Genomic DNA, 15,289 nt, shown 5'->3' with positions numbered 1-15,289 from the left:
CTCCCCGCACGCGCCTTTGCCGCGCCAAACGATTCCTTAGAAGTTCGCCTTGAACTGCGCCCCGAAGGTCCGCGGCTCGTTGATGAACCCGGTCAGGTTGTTGAAGTCGATCCCCCCCACCACCTGGATCTCGTTCGTGATGTTGCGCGCGAACACCGCCGCCTCGTACTTGCCGTTCGCCCACTGGTAGCCCAGCCGCAGCCCGCCGGTCAGCAGGGACTTGCCGGTGAACTCGGTCGACTCGTACAGGAAGAAGTTGATCTTGCTGCGGTACGCCCAGTCGGTGTAGACGAAGTACTCGCCGCCCGATGCCGTCGGCATGCCGTAGCGCAGCGTCACGTTGCCGATCCACTTCGGCGCCTGTGGCAGCGGGTTGCCGTCGATGTGGAAGGTGCCGGGGAGCGCGCCGGCCGGGTCGTTCATCGTGCACTGTGCACAGCCGGCCACGACGAGATCACCGTCCTTGATCTTCGTCATGTTATAGCTGCCGTTCAGGCCCAGCAGCAGCGTGTCGGTCAGGTATGCGTCGAAGTTGAACTCCACGCCCTGGCCCTGCGCCTTTTTCGCTGTCACGAGCTGGGTCTTGTTCTGGTCGCCACCGACCGCGCTCAGCTGCTGGTCCTTCACGTCGTAATGGAAGACGCTGAACGCGGCGCGCGCCCGCTTGTTCCACAGGTCGGCCTTCACGCCGGCCTCGTACGAGGTGTTGGTCTCCGGGCCGGCCTTCGATTGCGGGCCGAAGGCCGATGCGTTCTGCAGGCTCGAGGCGCGGAAGCCGGTGGCCACGCGGGCGTACAGGTTCAGGTCGGGCGTCAGCGCGTAGGTGCCGCTCAGGTCCCAGCTGACCTTCGAGTCGCTGGTGTCGGCGGTGGTGCCGGCGGTGCGGTCGATGTTGGTGTCGGCCGTCGTCGTCGCGAGGTACTTCTCGTCGTGCGTGTAGCGTAGGCCGCCACGCACGTTCAGCTGCGGCGTGAACTGGTAGTTGGCCGAGCCGAACACCGCCCAGGCGTTGTTGGTCTGCCGAGTCTGCACCGAACTGTCGTAGACATGGCTGATCGCCGCGTAGCTGATGCTGTCGATCAGGTAGCTCTCGCGGAACAGGTAGACGCCGCTCTGCCACTTCAGCGGGCCGCCGCCCAGCGACTCGAGACGGAACTCCTGCGAATACTGGCGATGGCCGTTCAGCGCATCCGAGGTCTCACTGGGAAAGAAGATAGTCCCAGGTCCGCTGGTGCCGTCGGCATTCAGGTAGCCGCCGTCCACATCACCCCGGCTGTAGGTGTACAGGTGCTCGAACCCGGTGATCGAGTTCAGCGCCACGGTATCGAACGCCCAGCGCAGCCGCAGGCTGCTGCCGAAGTTCGACAGCGTCTGCTCGTTCTTGCCGTCGATCGTCACCGACTTCTCGTCGAAGCCGTCGACCAGGTCGTTGCTGCCCTTCTTGATGATGTTGGCGCGGAACAGCCGTGCCGTGCCCTTCAGGTCGCGCATGTGCACGTTGCCGAGCGCGCTGAAACTGCTGCTCGGCTGGTACAGCGCCTGCAGGCGGATCGCGTTGTCGTCGTAGCCCTCGAGCTTGTCGGTCTGCGACGGGCGGTAGTTGTTGTCGACCCAGTCGTCGCGGTGCTGCGACTGGATCGACACGCGGGCCGCGAAATCGGGGCTCGCCGACGCGTTCCACGCCCCTTCGACATTGGTGGTCCCGAAGCTGCCGTAGCTGATGCTGCCGTAGCCCTCGTTCTTCTTCAGCTGCGGCTTGACCGAATCGAACTTGACGACGCCGGCCGGCGTGTTGCGGCCGAAGAGGGTGCCCTGCGGGCCGGCCAGCACCTCGATGCGCTCCAGGTCGAAGGCCGGGAAGCCCTTCAGGATCGGGTTCTCCTGCACCACGTCGTCATAGATCAGCGAGACCGGCTGCGAGGCGTTCAGGTGGAAATCGGTGTTGCCGTAGCCGCGGATGTAGAAGCGCGGAAAGGCGCGGCCGAACGACGATTCGATGTTCAGGCTCGGCACGCGGCCGGACAGCATGCGGATGTCTTCGCCGGACGAGTTCAGCACGTCGAGCTTCTCGCCGCCGAGCGTCGAGATCGACATCGGCACGTCCTTCGCGTTCTCGGCGCGGCGCTCGGCCGTCACGGTGACGGGGGCCAGCACGCTGGCCTCCTGGGCCTGCGCAGCCAGTGCGGCCAGTGCCAGGCCGATGGAAAGGGAGGCGCGGGTCAGCGCGAACGGGGCCGCTTGATGGGGCATGGGTACATCCGTGTGGGTGAGTGAATGGAGGGCAACAGCAACTGCCATGCCACGTTCAGGTGCATCGGGGGGCGCGGCTCAGGGCGCGGGCACGCCGACGCGCCACTGCTCCCAGTGCGCGACGATGTCGGACACCAGCAGCCCGCCCACCGCGTAGAGGTTCTGCGTGGCCGGCACGAAGCCGCCCGGCGTGCCGGCGGTCGACGCCATCAGCGATGCGTAGGCGCTCTGCCCCGAATGGGGGCGGTCGAAGTTCGACGCGGTGCGCAGCACGGCCAGCCGCTTCACATCGACGCGGCCGGCCGCCGCCGCCCGGGCCAGCGCGTTGTAGGTGGCGTTGTCCTCCTGCTGGGTCGTGCAGTAGACGCCCTTGCCGTCGGTCATCAGCTTCGTCCAGGCGCGGGCGTGCTCGCCCAGCTTGTCGCCGTGCCACCAGGTGTCGCCGCCCAGCGTGTCGCACTGGGTCACGGCGGGGGCCTGGCGGGCCGCGGCCTGCCTGTAGCGCTTGCGGTAGGCCTTCGCGGCGTCGCTGTCGGTGAGCGTCGCGTTCTTGCTGAGCGCCAGCGCCTTCTGCAGCAAGGCCTCGTCGAGCTGCGCGACCTCGGTGTGGTACTCCAGCTTCGGCTTCTCGCCCGGGCCCTTGGTCATGATGCCGAAGTAGCCGGACGCCCAGCCCTTGGGCATCTCGCGTGCATCGAGTTCGTGCGCGATGCCGACATCGACCAGGTAGCGTGCCCACGCGGCGGTGCCGAGCGTGCCGCGCGCCGGGTCGATGCCCGCGATGCCGGCGATCAGGAAGTAGGTCTGGCGCAGGTCGAAGCGCGGGTCGAGCGTGACGGCCATCGTGGACGCGGCGACGTTCGCATGCCCCATGCCCGCCGTCAGCAGGCAGACGTCATCGGCGTTGCAGCGCAGCGCCGGGCTCTCGGGCAGCAGGCCGGGCACCGGGATCGCCTCGGTCAGCTTCATCGGCGCGAGCCACGGGGCGGCCTCGGGCTCGAACATCGCGATGATCAGCACCTTCAGCGGGCGCGGGGCAGCGGGTGCCTGGGCCTGGGCCAGCGACGCGGTCGCGGCCAGCATCAAGGCAAGGATCGTCTTCGTCTTCATTTCTTTTGTCTCCGGGGAACGGTGCGGGCCTTCCAGGCCTCGAGGAAGGCCATCGTGACGGCCGCTTCATTGGTCTCGGCCAGCCCGCTGGCGAACAGCGCGCCGACGTCGGCGTTGAATTCTTCCGCGCCGGCGAGGTCGCTGAGGCTGCGGAACGCGATGTAAGGCACGCCGTTCGCATGGGCCACGTGCGCGAGCGCCGCGGTCTCCATCTCGAAGGTCTCGGCCTGCAGTTGCTCGAACAAGTAAGTGCGGTAGGCCGGGTTCGCGAGGAACAGCGTGCCCGACACGCCGCGCCCGCCGACGACCACGCGCGGCTGCGTCGCGACGCACAGCTTCGGGTCGGGCTCGGCCACGCCCGGCTTGAAGGCCTTCGGGCCGCAGCGCGCGAGCGTTGGCGTGATCGCGCGGGCCACGTCCAGCATCGCCGGATCGGCCTCGTAGTCGAAGCGGAACTCGCCCTGCGGCGCGCGCTCGCGGCTCATCACGAAGTTCTGCCGCATGAACAGACCGCCGACCGGCGCGGCGCCGACGAAGGGCGGCACCGTCTTGCCGTTGACCTCGGCGAGCTTCAGGCCGAGGCAGCTCACGTCGCCGGCCGCGCCGCAGGGCGCGGGCGGCGTGCCGTCGTGGTTCCAGTAGACCTCCAGCGGCATCGCCCAGCGCTCGGGCACGATCACGTCGCCGACGTGGTGGGCCGGGTTCACGCCGCCGCTGATGCCGCTCATGATGAGCCGCTGCACGTGGAAGTGATCCAGCATCAGCTGCGTGACCATCGTCGAGTTGATCATGCTGACGCCGCTCAGCACGATGACGACCCGGTTGCCGCGCAGCGTGCCGGTCGTGAAGCGGTTGCCGTTGACGGTGAAACTGCGCCGGCCCTGCGTGTTGGCGACCAGGATGTCGGCCTCGGCCCCGAAGGCGGAGACGATGCCGATGCGCGGCGTGCAGTCGCTCAGGCAGCGCGGCGCGGCATGCGCGGGGGACCCGGCGACAGCGAAGGCGAGGGTGAAGGCAAGGGACGGGAGCGACAGCAGGCGGGCGATCATGCGGGGCAGTTCGTTGAAGACGGCATTGGGTTCAGCAATGTTCGTGCCGTTCAACTGCCACGGCTCACGCGGAGAGCGCCCAGTCTATGTGCTCCCGCACCAGTTCGTCAGCCCCCTCGCGCGAGGCCTGCAACGCGGCAGCCAGCGCCGCGCGGTCGGCGGCCGGCGTGGCCGCGTCGCGCAGCGCGTTGCCGATCGCCACCGCGAGGTTGCGGCGCCAGCGCTGGTGGCCGATGCGGCGGATCGCGCTGCCCTCGGTGTGGCGCAGGAAATCGGCCTCGGTCCAGGCCCAGAGCCCGAGCAGCGTTGGCGCGGCGAGCGTGTCGCGCATGTCGAAGTCGGGCAGCGGACTGCGTTGGGCGTACTTGTTCCACGGGCAGGCCAGTTGGCAGTCGTCGCAGCCGTAGATGCGGTTGCCGATGGCCGGGCGCAGCTCGACCGGAATCGGCCCGGCATGCTCGATCGTCAGGTACGAGATGCAGCGCCGCGCATCGACGCGGTAGGGCGCGACGATGGCGCGCGTAGGGCAGACATCGATGCAGGCGCTGCAACTGCCGCAGTGGCCGGTGACCGGGGTCGACAGCGGCAGCGGCAGGTCGACGTAGATTTCGCCGAGGAAGAACATCGAGCCGGCCTCGCGGTGCAGCGTCAACGTGTGCTTGCCGCGCCAGCCGATGCCGCTGCGCGACGCGAGCTCGACCTCGAGCACCGGGGCCGAATCGGTGAACACCCGGTGGCCGCGCGGGCCGACCTCTTGCTGCAGGCGGTCGGCGAGTTTCTGCAGCCGGTGGCGCAGCACCTTGTGGTAGTCGCGGCCGCGGGCATAGACCGACACGGTGGCCTGTGCCGGCGACGCGAGGCGGTCCCATTCGACGGCCTGCCAGTCGTCGGTGGTCCCCTTCGGCAGGTAGTCCATGCGCGCGGTGATGACCCGCACGGTGCCCGGCACCAGCTCGGCCGGGCGTGCACGCTTCAGGCCGTGCGCGGCCATGTAGCCCATCTCGCCATGGAAACCGTCGCGCAGCCACGCCAGAAGCCCTGCCTCGGCGGAGGACAGATCCACATCGGCCACGCCGATCTGTGAAAATCCGAGCGCGAGGCCCCATTCGCGCAACTGCGCGACGAGGCCATCACCGTCCAACTGCTGAGCTTCGGTCATTTGACGATTCTAGAAACCCGATCGCTGCCCTGGCCCGACGAGGCCGCCTGCGCCGCCACTGCGCAGCGGCTGGCGGCGCATCCCGCGCTGCGCAGGGCCTTCATCGAACTGCACGGCCCGCTGGGCGCCGGCAAGACCACCTTCACGCGCCACCTGCTGCAGGCCCTCGGCGTCACCGGCCGGATCAAGAGCCCGACCTATGCGGTGATGGAGCAGTATCCGTTGCCGGGTGGCCCGGCGATCTCGCATTTCGATTTCTACCGCTTCGAGGACCCGCAGGAGTTCGAGGACGCCGGCTTTCGCGATGTGTTCGGGGCGCCGGGGCTGAAGATCGCCGAATGGCCGGAGCGGGCGGAGGGGCTGCTGCCACCGGCCGACCTGCGCATCGACATTGCGTTCGACGACATTGATGACGGCGAAGACGGTGGAGGGCCGCGCCGTGTGCGCCTGGCCGCGCAGACGCCGCTCGGCGTGGAGCTGCTGTCATGAAGCGCCGCGCCGCGCTGCAAGGCCTCGGCAGCGTCGTTCTTCTACTCGGCGCCAATGAACTCGCGTTCGGCGCGAGCATCGTCGCGGTGCGCGTCTGGCCGGCCACCGACTACACCCGTGTGACGCTCGAGTCCGACAGCGCGCTGTCGGTCAAGCACTTCCTGGCCGAGAACCCGAACCGGCTCGTCATCGACATCGACGGGCTGGAGCTGAGCCCCGCGCTGCGCGAGCTGGTCGGCAAGGTGCGCTCCGACGATCCGTTCATCGGCGGTGTGCGGGTCGGGCAGAACCAGCCGCGCGTCGTGCGGCTGGTGATCGACCTGAAGCAGGCGACCGCGCCGCAGCTGTTCACGCTGGCGCCGGTCGCGGCCTACCAGCACCGGCTGGTGTTCGACCTCTATCCGACCGAAGAACGCGATCCGCTGCTGTCGCTGATCAAGGACAAGGAACAGGCCGAGCAGCGCGCGGCGCAGGAGGTGCAGGATGCCCTCGGCGAGTTCATCGGCAAGATCGGCAAGCCGCCGGAGGTGAGCATCAAGCCGCTGCCGGCACCGGCGCAGCCGCCGGTGGCCGCGGCCTCGCAGCCGCACTCCGGGCCGTTGGCCTCCGGCGCCGCGACGGTGCCGCCGATGTCGCAGGGGCGCATCGACCGGCTGATCATCGTCGCGCTCGACCCCGGCCATGGCGGCGAAGACCCCGGCGCGAGCGGGCCGAGCGGGCTGCACGAGAAAGACGTGGTGCTGCAGGTGGCGCTGAAGCTGCGCGACCGCATCAACGCACTGCCGGGCTTCCGGGCGATGATGACGCGCGACGCGGATTTCTTCGTGCCGCTGCAGGACCGGGTGCGCAAGGCGCGGCGCGTGCAGGCCGACCTGTTCGTGTCGATCCATGCCGATGCGTTCCTGACGCCGAAGGCGCGCGGCGCGTCGGTGTTCGCACTGTCGCAGCATGGCGCCACCAGCACGGCGGCGCGCTGGATGGCCGACAAGGAGAACGCGGCCGACATGGTGGGCGGCGTCAACTTCAAGGCCAAGGACGCGGCGGTGCTGCGCGCGATGCTCGACATGAGCACGACCGCGCAGATCAAGGACAGCATGAAGCTCGGCGGCGAGGTGCTGGGCCAGATCGGCAAGGTCGGCAAGCTGCACAAGGGCAGCGTCGAACAGGCCGGCTTCGCGGTGCTGAAGGCCCCCGACATCCCGTCCATCCTGGTCGAGACGGCCTTCATCTCGAACCCGGAAGAAGAAGCCAAGCTGCGCGACCCGCAGTACCAGCTGCAGCTGGTCGAGGCACTGACGACGGGGATCCGGCGCTACTTCGCGAAGAACCCGCCGCTGGCGAGGCAGCGGCAGTTGTAGATCACGCGGGCTGCGTGCGTCGCGCCTTCCACGCGCCGAACAGCACCAGCAAGCCCGGCAGCAGGATCGCGCCCCAGATGATCTTGTCGAGGTGCTCCTTGACCCACGGGATGTTGCCGAACAGGAACCCGGCCATCGTGACACCACCGACCCACAGCACCGCGCCGCTCACGTCGTACAGCGTGAACTTGCGGCGCGTCATCTGCGCGACGCCGGCCACGAAGGGCGCGAAGGTGCGCAGGAAGGGCATGAAGCGCGCGGCGATGATCGTGATGCCGCCGTACTTCTCGTAGAACGCATGCGCCTGCTCGAAGGCCCGCTTGTTGAAGAAGCGCGAGTTCTCCCACTGGAACACCCGCGGCCCGAAGTAGCGGCCGATCGCGTAGTTGCTCTGGTTGCCGAGGATCGCCGCGGCGATCAGCAGGCCGATCGACAGCGGCAGGCTCATCAGCCCGGCACCGCACAGAGCGCCGACGACGAACAGCAGCGAGTCGCCCGGCAGGAAGGGCATCACGACGACGCCGGTCTCGACGAAGATGATCAGGAACAGCAGCGCGTACACCCAGGTGCCGTAGGCCGCGACGAAGTTCGCGAGGTGCACGTCGACGTGCAGGATGAAGTCGAGGATGAAGTGGGCGATGTCCATGGGCGCGCATTATCGGTGGTCGCAATTGGCGACCACCTCGACCTTCACGGGGGCTACAACAACGTCTTGATCGCCCGCGCCATCTGCGCGCTCTGCTCGTCGCGCCCGTCGCTGACGAACTGCGCGCCGAACTCTTCCAGCCAGGCGCGCTCGGCATCGGTGTTCGCGCTGCCGCTGATCACGATGCGCGGGTTCAGCCGTCGCGCCTGCGTGCAGACCTGGATCTTGGCGCCCAGCAGCAGGTCGGCGACGACCAGCAGCCGCGCGTCGGCAACGCCGGCGGCCTGCAGCACCTCGCCACGGGTCGGGTCGCCGAACACCAGCGTCATGCCGGGTACCGGCTCGATGTCCGGATCGTGGTGCACCGCGGCGACCGCGATGCCGTTCTCGACGCAGCGCGCCGCGATGCGCCGGCCCAGCGCGCCGTAGCCGCACAGCAGCACGGCCGGCGCGGTGTGCGCCGCCGCGTCGGCCGGCGCGGCGGTGGGCTCGACATGTGCCGCATCCGGCTCCTTGACCCGCTTGCCGATCCAGCGGAACAGCAGCGGGTTGACCGCGATCGACACGATCGCGCCGACCACCAGCGCATCCATCGCCTCGCGCGGCAGCACGCCGATCGACAGCCCGAGGCTCGCGAGGATGAACGAGAACTCGCCGATCTGCGCGAGACCCACCGCCACCGTCGCGGCGGTGCGCGGGGGCTCGCGCAGCACGGCGACGATCGCGACCGCGATCAGCGGCTTGATCACCAGCACGATCGCAAGCACGCCCAGCACCATCCACGGCTGCTGCACGACGAAGCTCGGGTTGAACAGCATGCCGACCGAGACGAAGAACAGCGCCGAGAACACGTCGCGGAACGGCGCCATGTCGGCCGCCGCCTGCGGGCCGAAGCGCGATTGCCCGACCACCAGCCCGGCGAAGAACGCGCCGAGCGCCACCGACACGTGGAACACCTCCGCCGCCAGCACCGCAACGCCCAGCGCGACCACGAACACCGTCAGCGTGAACAACTCCGACGACTGCGTGCGCGCCACCTTCTCGAGCACCCGCCCGACCACGCGCGTGCCGACCACGCCGACCAGCAGCGCGAAGACGACGACCTTGCCGAGCGCCATCAGCAGCGCCATGCCCAGCGACTGCGTGGCGCCTGCCGCCCCTTCGGCCGGCGGCGCCAGCAGCGGCAGCACCACCAGCGCGCCGACGGTGAACAGGTCCTCGACGATCAGCCAGCCCACCGCGACATGGCCGTCGCGGCTCGCGAGCCGGTTCTGCTCGACCAGCATGCGCATCAGCACCACGGTGCTCGCGACGGCGAGCGCCATGCCGAAGATCGCGCCGGCCGCATGCGACCAGCCGAAGGAGCGCGCCAGCGCCCAACCCGCGACGCCGGCCACCGCGCTCTGGCCGATCGCCCCGGGCACCGCCAGCTTCCACACCCGCAGCAGTTCCTGCGGATGGAAGTGCATGCCGACGCCGAACATCAGCAGGATCACGCCGATCTCGGCCAACTGCGACGCGAGGCCCGCATCGGCCACGAAACCCGGTGTGAACGGCCCGACCACGATGCCGGCCAGCATGTAGCCGACCAGTGTCGACAGCCCGATGCGGCGCGTCAGTGCCCCGAAGACGAGTGCGAACGCGAGGCCGCCGGCGAGGGTGACGAGCAGGGTCAGGTCGTGCATCGGCGCATTATCACGAGCCTCCTACAATTCCCCGATGAATGCCCTTTTGCAGCCCGCCCCACGCCGTCCGATCCGCGAGCTGCCCGATGAGCTGATCAGCCAGATCGCCGCCGGCGAGGTGGTCGAGCGGCCGGCCTCGGTGGTGCGCGAGCTGGTCGACAACGCGCTCGATGCCGGCGGCCGCGAGGTCACCGTCAAGCTGGTGGCCGGCGGGGTGCGCAGCATCCTGGTCGAGGACGACGGACAGGGCATCCCGAGCGATGAACTGCCGCTCGCGCTGCGCCGGCATGCCACCAGCAAGATCGCGTCGCTGGCCGAGCTGGAGGGCGTCGTCACGATGGGCTTCCGCGGCGAGGCGCTGGCCGCCATCGCGTCGGTGGCCGAGCTCGCCATCGCGAGCCGCACCGAAGGCGCGCCGCATGCGCAGCGCCTCGATGCGCGCTCGGGCGAGCTGGTGCCGGCGGCGCGCGGCATCGGCACCAGCGTCGAGGTGCGCGAGCTGTTCTTCAGCACGCCGGCGCGCCGCAAGTTCCTGAAGACCGACGCGACCGAGTTCGCGCACTGCCTCGATGCGGTGCGCCGCCATGCGCTGGCCCGGCCGGACGTCGGCTTCGCGGTGTGGCACGAGGGCAAGCTCTCGCAGCAATGGCGCCGCGCGGCGCAGGCGCAGCGCATCCGCGACGTGATGGGCGAGGAGTTCGTCGAGCAGAGCTGCGAGGTGCTGCTCGAGCTCGGCCCGATGCGCATCACCGGGCGCGCCGGCACGCCGGCCGCCGCCCGCGCGCGCGCCGACCAGCAGTACGTGTACGTCAACGGCCGCTACGTGCGCGACAAGCTGATCGCCCACGGCGTGCGTTCCGCCTACGAAGACGTGTTGCACGGCGGGCGCCAGCCGGCGTATGTGCTGTTCATCGAGATCGCGCCCGACCGTGTCGACGTGAACGTGCACCCGACCAAGATCGAGGTGCGCTTCCGCGATTCGCGCGAGGTGCACCAGGCCGTTCGCCGGGCAGTGGAGGCTGCGCTGGCCGCGCCGCGTGCTGCTGCGGCGGCGGGCGACGAGGCCGGTGGCGTGGCGGGCGTGCTGCTCGCGTCGGAACACCTGGCGGGTTACTCGGCCGTGCCGGCGGCGCGGCCGGCGTCGTTCGGTGGGGGCAGCTTCGCGCCGTCGCCGATGCGCCCGCAGGTGCAGGGCGCGCTCGGTCTGCAGCAGGTGGCGACGCTGTGGGGCGGCGGCGAGGCCGCGCCGGCGGCACGCGGCGCATCGCTGTCGGCGGTGCCCTCCGCGCCGGCGCAGGCCCTCGATTTCCAGCGCGACGAATGGCCGCTCGGCCGCGCGATCGCGCAGATCGGCGGCGTGTTCGTGCTGGCCGAGAACCAGCACGGCCTGGTGATCGTCGACATGCACGCGGCGCACGAGCGCATCGTCTACGAGCGCCTGAAGGCCAGCCTCGGCAGCGCGGCGATCGACAGCCAGCCCCTGCTGATCCCGGCCACCTTCGCCGCGACCGCGCAAGAGATCGCGACCGCCCAGGCGCAGGCTGACAACCTGCGCACGCTGGGGCTCGACGTCTCGCCGCTGTCGGCCACCACGCTGGCGGTGCGCTCGCAGCCGGCGGCGCTGGTCGGCGGCGACGTGGTCGAGCTCGCGCGCAGCGTGCTGGCCGAGCTGTCGCAGTACGACGCCAGCAGCGTGATCCAGCGCGCGCAAGATGAGTTGCTGTCGACGATGGCCTGCCACGGCGCGGTGCGCGCGAACCGGCAGCTGACGATCGACGAGATGAACGCGCTGCTGCGCGACATGGAGCGCACCGAGCGCTCCGACCAGTGCAACCACGGCCGGCCGACCTGGCGGCAGATCACGATGAAGGAGCTGGACGCGCTCTTCTGGCGGGGCCGCTGAGCATGGACCACAGCTTTCTTTCGGCCTTCGTGCTGCTGCTGCTGGTGCTCGATCCGCTGGGCAGCCTGCCGATCTTCATCCCGATCATGCGCGACGTGCCGAAGCCGCGGCGCCGCTGGGTCGCGATGCGCGAGGTCGGCATCGCGTTCGGCGTTCTGTTCTTCTTCATGTTCTTCGGCAACGGCTTCCTGCGCGTGATGCACCTGTCGGAGCGCTCGCTCGAAGTCGCCGGCGGCGTGATCCTGCTGATGGTCGCGATCCGGATGATCTTCAGCCACGAAGGCGGCGTCTACGGCACGACCGAGGGCAAGGAGCCGTTGATCTTTCCGCTTGCAGTGCCGCTGCTGGCGGGCCCGTCGGCGATGGCGACGGTGCTGCTGCTGGCCTCGCGCCAGCCGGACCGCCTGCTCGACTGGGTGGCCGCGCTGACGGCGGCGATGGCGGTGTCGGGCGCGGTGCTGATGTTGTGCGACCGCATCCGCCGCCTGCTGGGCGATTCGGTCGTCTCGGCGATCGAGAAGCTGATGGGCCTGGTGCTGACGGCGATCGCCGTCGAGATGGTGCTGGCCGGCCTGAAGCGCTACTTCCTCGGCTGAAAGCAAAAAAGGCCGGTCTTTCGACCGGCCTTTCGGCTTCGACCTTGCGGGAGCAAGGATCAGAAGTTGTGGCGCACGCCCAGGGCGAAGGAGCTGAAGTCGACGCCGTCGGCACCGGTGGCGTAGCTGGCCAGCGCCTTGTTGTCGACCTTCGTGTAGAAGGCGTAGACCTTGGTGCGCTTGCTCAGGTTGTAGTTGTACGCGATCGTGGCTTGCTTGGCATCGGTGTCGCCGTCGCCGTCGACCTTGCCGGCCAGGCCGAAGTTCAGGTGGAATTCCGAAGCGCCGACGGCGTACATGCCCGACAGGCGGACGATGTTGATCTTGCCGTTGTCCGGAGCGTAGGTGGTGCCCAGCTCGGCGCGCTGGTAGTAGCCGCCGAACGTGAACGCGCCCAGCGTGTACAGCGCGCGAACGCCGAACTGCTTGTCCGACTTGTTCTTCGAGAAGCCGGCACCCAGGGCCAGGTCGCCGACCGAGTAGTTGGCGGCGACGTCATAGGCCTTCTCTTGACCGGCAACGCCTTCGCCGGCGGACACGGCGGCTTCCAGCGACAGGTTCTTCACGAACTCGGGGGCCCGGTAAGCGACCTTGTTCGTGTCGCGCATGACGTATTGGTACAGCGCGTCCGACGAAGTGCCGGTGTCATGGTTGTGCATGCTCACATAGTCGGCCGTCGCGTAGTACGACTCGCTCGTGAAGTTGCCCAGGCGGATCGTGCCCAGCGTGGCGCTTTGCAGGAAGACTTCGGATTGGCGAGCCCAGAAAGCCGACTGGCTTTGCTTGCCGTCGTCGGCATTCAGGCCGTGTTCCAGCTGGAAGCCTGCCTTCAGGCCGCCGCCCAGGTCTTCGACACCCTTGAAGCCGAGACGCGATGCATTGTTCTGCAGCACGGTCTTCTTGTCGTCGCCGACCTTCTGGCTTTCGATGGAGTCGTTCAGGCGACCGTAGATGGTGACGCTGCTTTGCGCGAACGAGGTGCCGGCGGCGACGGTGGCCACAGCGGCGACGATGAGGGAGCGTTTCATGGAAGCTGTCCTTGGGGTTGGGGATTGCATGTACGTGATGCACCCGTTGCTTTTGTCTTGAAGGTGCAAGACGCAAATGTTATGCGGGGGAGGCTTCGATATCGAAAGCCGGCAGCACGAACACGTGAAACGCTGCCAGAAACGTTGTGACGGTACGACATCTGACGGCGGCCGAAGCCGCAAGGGCTCACCGACCACGCAAGTGAGCGGGTGCTTCGAGGCGCTTGGCCAGCAGCGAGAGCAGCAAGGTCAGCACGAGGTACAGCGCCGAGATCGCGAGGTAGGGCTCCCAGTAGCGCGAGTAGGTGCCGGCCACGGTGCGGGCGGCCAGCGCGAGCTCGGCCAGGCCGATCGCCGACACCAGCGACGAGTCCTTGATCAGCGTGATGCCCTCGTTGACCAGCGCCGGCATCATGCGGCGGAAGGCCTGCGGCAGCACGATGAAGCGCATCGCCTGCGGGTGCGTGAGGCCCAGGCTGTAGGCGGCCTGGGTCTGCCCGAGGTGGATGCTCTGGATGCCGGCGCGGAAGATCTCGGAGATGTAGGCGCCGGCATTGAGCGTCAGCGCGAGCGCGCCGGAGAAGAACGCGCCGTGCTCCTGGCGGAAGTCGCGGGCGGCCTCGCCGCTGAGCAGCAGGCCGCCGTCCGGGTGGATCAGCGCCGGCATCAGCGCGAAGTGCACCAGCAGGATCTGCACGAACAGCGGCGTGCCGCGGAAGAAGGTCACGTATGCGAGCGTGACTGAGCGCAGCGCGGTCAGGAACCAGCGCGCCGCCAGCGATTTCGGTGGTGGCGCGTCACGCGAGCTGCTGACCAGGCCGAGCGCGACGCCGAGCAGCAGCCCGGCGCCGATCGCGATCAGCGTCAGCAGGATCGTGTTCCACAGGCCCGACAGGAAGAGCGGGCCGTAGCCGGCCAGAATGCTCCAGCGCAAGTCCATGACCGGCTCGCCTGGCGTTTACTTCGACGCCGCCGAAGCAGCCGGCGCGGCGGCAGCCGGTGCGCCGAAGTACTTCGCGTAGATCTGGTCGTAGGTGCCGTCGGCCTTGATGTCGGCCAGGCCCTTGTTCAGCTTCTCGAGCAGCTCGGCGTTGCCCTTCTTGACCGCGATGCCGTACTGCTCGGGCTGGAATGCCTTGTCGGCGACCGTCTTGAACTTGCTGTCGGCGTTGTTGGCGACGTAGTTGATGACCACGCCGTTGTCGGCCACGACTGCATCGACGCCGCCGGCTTCCAGTTCCTTCAGCGCGAGCGGGGTCGACTCGAAGCGCTTGATGTTGGTGCTGGTCTTGCCCTGCAGCTTGCTGACGACCTCGTCGCCGGTGGTGCCGGTCTGCACGCCGACCTTCAGCTTCTTCAGGTCGTCGAACTTCGAGATCTTCGAGGTCTTCTTGACGGCGATCAGCTGCTGCGCGTCGAAGTAGGGACCGGCGAAGTCCATCGTCTGCTTGCGCTCGTCGGTGATCGTGATGGCCGAGACCAGCAGGTCGCGGTCGCCCTGGCCGAGCGTGTTGAAGATGCCTTCCCACGGCGTGTTGGTGAACTTCACCTCGATGCCGGCCTTCTTCGCGACGGCGGTGACGACGTCGATGTCGAAGCCGACGATCTCGCCCTTCTCGTTCTGCGACTCGAACGGTGCGTAGGCGGCGTCGGTGCCGACGGCGTACACCTTGGCGGGGGCCGGGGCCGGTGCGGACGCGACGACGGCCGGTGCCGAGGCGGCCGGCGCGGCGGCGGTGGGCTCCTGCTTGCTGCAGGCGGCGAGCAGCAGGCCGGCGACGGCCAGGCCGGCTGTTTGCAGGAAGCGACGGGTGTTCAATGCTGTCATGGATACCCCTGGGGTGGTCTGTTGTGTGAGAACGGGAAGCTTGGGTCCGCGAGCTAGCAAGTCGCGGGCCGCTGCAGTGTAAGCCTGCCGAAACCGGTTTCCGAGCGGGCTGGCCGGCGCGTCGCCGGGGCCGCCGCGGCCCGTGGATACGGGGTGTCGCGTGGCGCCGCGCGATGCTACAAACGCGC

General features: G+C 68.8%; 13 protein-coding genes. 4 read left to right on the top strand and 9 right to left on the bottom strand.

Translation table 11 applies throughout. The features are described from left to right. Positions 1-36 precede the first annotated feature (36 nt). From BUE42_RS16945 to queG, 4 genes are all read right to left on the bottom strand, one after another. Complete coding sequence (locus BUE42_RS16945; RefSeq protein ID WP_073466320.1) at positions 37-2,250, bottom strand: TonB-dependent receptor; 2,214 nt, start codon at positions 2,248-2,250, stop codon at positions 37-39. 78 nt (positions 2,251-2,328) lie between these two features. Continuing rightward, entirely contained in the window at positions 2,329-3,360 is a 1,032-nt protein-coding gene (locus tag BUE42_RS16940) for a purine-nucleoside phosphorylase (protein ID WP_073466318.1), read from the bottom strand. Beyond that, entirely contained in the window at positions 3,357-4,409 is a 1,053-nt protein-coding gene (locus tag BUE42_RS16935) for a 5'-methylthioadenosine/S-adenosylhomocysteine nucleosidase (RefSeq protein ID WP_073466316.1), read from the bottom strand. The genes BUE42_RS16940 and BUE42_RS16935 overlap by 4 nt, the downstream gene beginning before the upstream one ends. A 64-nt stretch (positions 4,410-4,473) precedes the next feature. Further along, positions 4,474-5,568 (bottom strand): tRNA epoxyqueuosine(34) reductase QueG, encoded by a 1,095-nt coding sequence (queG, locus tag BUE42_RS16930; protein ID WP_073466314.1) that lies wholly within the window; start codon positions 5,566-5,568, stop codon positions 4,474-4,476. Between queG and tsaE the strand changes: the two genes are divergently transcribed. Both tsaE and BUE42_RS16920 read left to right on the top strand, forming a co-directional pair. Further along, positions 5,569-6,057 (top strand): tRNA (adenosine(37)-N6)-threonylcarbamoyltransferase complex ATPase subunit type 1 TsaE, encoded by a 489-nt coding sequence (gene tsaE / locus BUE42_RS16925; RefSeq protein ID WP_235002401.1) that lies wholly within the window; start codon positions 5,569-5,571, stop codon positions 6,055-6,057. Continuing rightward, positions 6,054-7,415: an N-acetylmuramoyl-L-alanine amidase gene (locus BUE42_RS16920; protein ID WP_073466310.1), complete on the top strand. Its 1,362-nt coding sequence runs from the start codon at positions 6,054-6,056 to the stop codon at positions 7,413-7,415. Before tsaE ends, BUE42_RS16920 begins: the two co-directional genes overlap by 4 nt. A 1-nt stretch (position 7,416) precedes the next feature. Here the strand turns inward: BUE42_RS16920 and BUE42_RS16915 are convergent, their stop codons facing one another. Further along, positions 7,417-8,061, bottom strand: a complete 645-nt coding sequence (locus tag BUE42_RS16915; protein WP_073466308.1) for a DedA family protein — start codon at positions 8,059-8,061, stop codon at positions 7,417-7,419. A gap of 53 nt (positions 8,062-8,114) precedes the next feature. Continuing rightward, positions 8,115-9,746 (bottom strand): cation:proton antiporter, encoded by a 1,632-nt coding sequence (locus BUE42_RS16910; RefSeq protein WP_073466306.1) that lies wholly within the window; start codon positions 9,744-9,746, stop codon positions 8,115-8,117. Positions 9,747-9,780: 34 nt separating this feature from the next. Here BUE42_RS16910 and mutL point away from each other — a divergent pair, with 34 nt between their 5' ends. Next, positions 9,781-11,649, top strand: coding sequence for a DNA mismatch repair endonuclease MutL (mutL, locus tag BUE42_RS16905; protein WP_073466304.1), 1,869 nt, complete (start codon positions 9,781-9,783; stop codon positions 11,647-11,649). Positions 11,650-11,651: 2 nt separating this feature from the next. Continuing rightward, positions 11,652-12,245: a MarC family protein gene (locus BUE42_RS16900; RefSeq protein ID WP_200798977.1), complete on the top strand. Its 594-nt coding sequence runs from the start codon at positions 11,652-11,654 to the stop codon at positions 12,243-12,245. Positions 12,246-12,304: 59 nt separating this feature from the next. Here the strand turns inward: BUE42_RS16900 and BUE42_RS16895 are convergent, their stop codons facing one another. The 3 genes from BUE42_RS16895 to BUE42_RS16885 all read right to left on the bottom strand — a co-directional run bounded on the left by BUE42_RS16895 (position 12,305) and on the right by BUE42_RS16885 (position 15,101). Next, positions 12,305-13,273, bottom strand: coding sequence for a porin (locus BUE42_RS16895; protein WP_143171550.1), 969 nt, complete (start codon positions 13,271-13,273; stop codon positions 12,305-12,307). 187 nt (positions 13,274-13,460) lie between these two features. Then, complete coding sequence (locus tag BUE42_RS16890; protein WP_073466300.1) at positions 13,461-14,213, bottom strand: amino acid ABC transporter permease; 753 nt, start codon at positions 14,211-14,213, stop codon at positions 13,461-13,463. A gap of 18 nt (positions 14,214-14,231) precedes the next feature. Then, a complete protein-coding gene (locus BUE42_RS16885; protein ID WP_073466298.1) occupies positions 14,232-15,101 on the bottom strand; it encodes a basic amino acid ABC transporter substrate-binding protein in 870 nt (289 codons plus the stop codon). Positions 15,102-15,289: the final 188 nt, after the last annotated feature.

Source organism: Rhizobacter sp. OV335 (assembly GCF_900142965.1).
In the GTDB taxonomy this organism is placed as follows: Bacteria; Pseudomonadota; Gammaproteobacteria; order Burkholderiales; family Burkholderiaceae_C; genus Rhizobacter.
This window is presented reverse-complemented; position numbering and strand designations above follow the sequence as displayed.

Excerpts from the sequence above, each read along its gene's own strand:
- BUE42_RS16945 (WP_073466320.1), bottom strand. The coding sequence starts at position 2,250 with ATGCCCCATCAAGCGGCCCCGTTCGCGCTGACCCGCGCCTCCCTTTCC.
- BUE42_RS16940 (WP_073466318.1), bottom strand. The coding sequence starts at position 3,360 with ATGAAGACGAAGACGATCCTTGCCTTGATGCTGGCCGCGACCGCGTCG.
- BUE42_RS16935 (WP_073466316.1), bottom strand. The coding sequence starts at position 4,409 with ATGATCGCCCGCCTGCTGTCGCTCCCGTCCCTTGCCTTCACCCTCGCC.
- queG (WP_073466314.1), bottom strand. The coding sequence starts at position 5,568 with ATGACCGAAGCTCAGCAGTTGGACGGTGATGGCCTCGTCGCGCAGTTG.
- BUE42_RS16920 (WP_073466310.1), top strand. The coding sequence starts at position 6,054 with ATGAAGCGCCGCGCCGCGCTGCAAGGCCTCGGCAGCGTCGTTCTTCTA.
- BUE42_RS16915 (WP_073466308.1), bottom strand. The coding sequence starts at position 8,061 with ATGGACATCGCCCACTTCATCCTCGACTTCATCCTGCACGTCGACGTG.
- BUE42_RS16910 (WP_073466306.1), bottom strand. The coding sequence starts at position 9,746 with ATGCACGACCTGACCCTGCTCGTCACCCTCGCCGGCGGCCTCGCGTTC.
- mutL (WP_073466304.1), top strand. The coding sequence starts at position 9,781 with ATGAATGCCCTTTTGCAGCCCGCCCCACGCCGTCCGATCCGCGAGCTG.
- BUE42_RS16900 (WP_200798977.1), top strand. The coding sequence starts at position 11,652 with ATGGACCACAGCTTTCTTTCGGCCTTCGTGCTGCTGCTGCTGGTGCTC.
- BUE42_RS16895 (WP_143171550.1), bottom strand. The coding sequence starts at position 13,273 with ATGAAACGCTCCCTCATCGTCGCCGCTGTGGCCACCGTCGCCGCCGGC.
- BUE42_RS16890 (WP_073466300.1), bottom strand. The coding sequence starts at position 14,213 with ATGGACTTGCGCTGGAGCATTCTGGCCGGCTACGGCCCGCTCTTCCTG.
- BUE42_RS16885 (WP_073466298.1), bottom strand. The coding sequence starts at position 15,101 with ATGACAGCATTGAACACCCGTCGCTTCCTGCAAACAGCCGGCCTGGCC.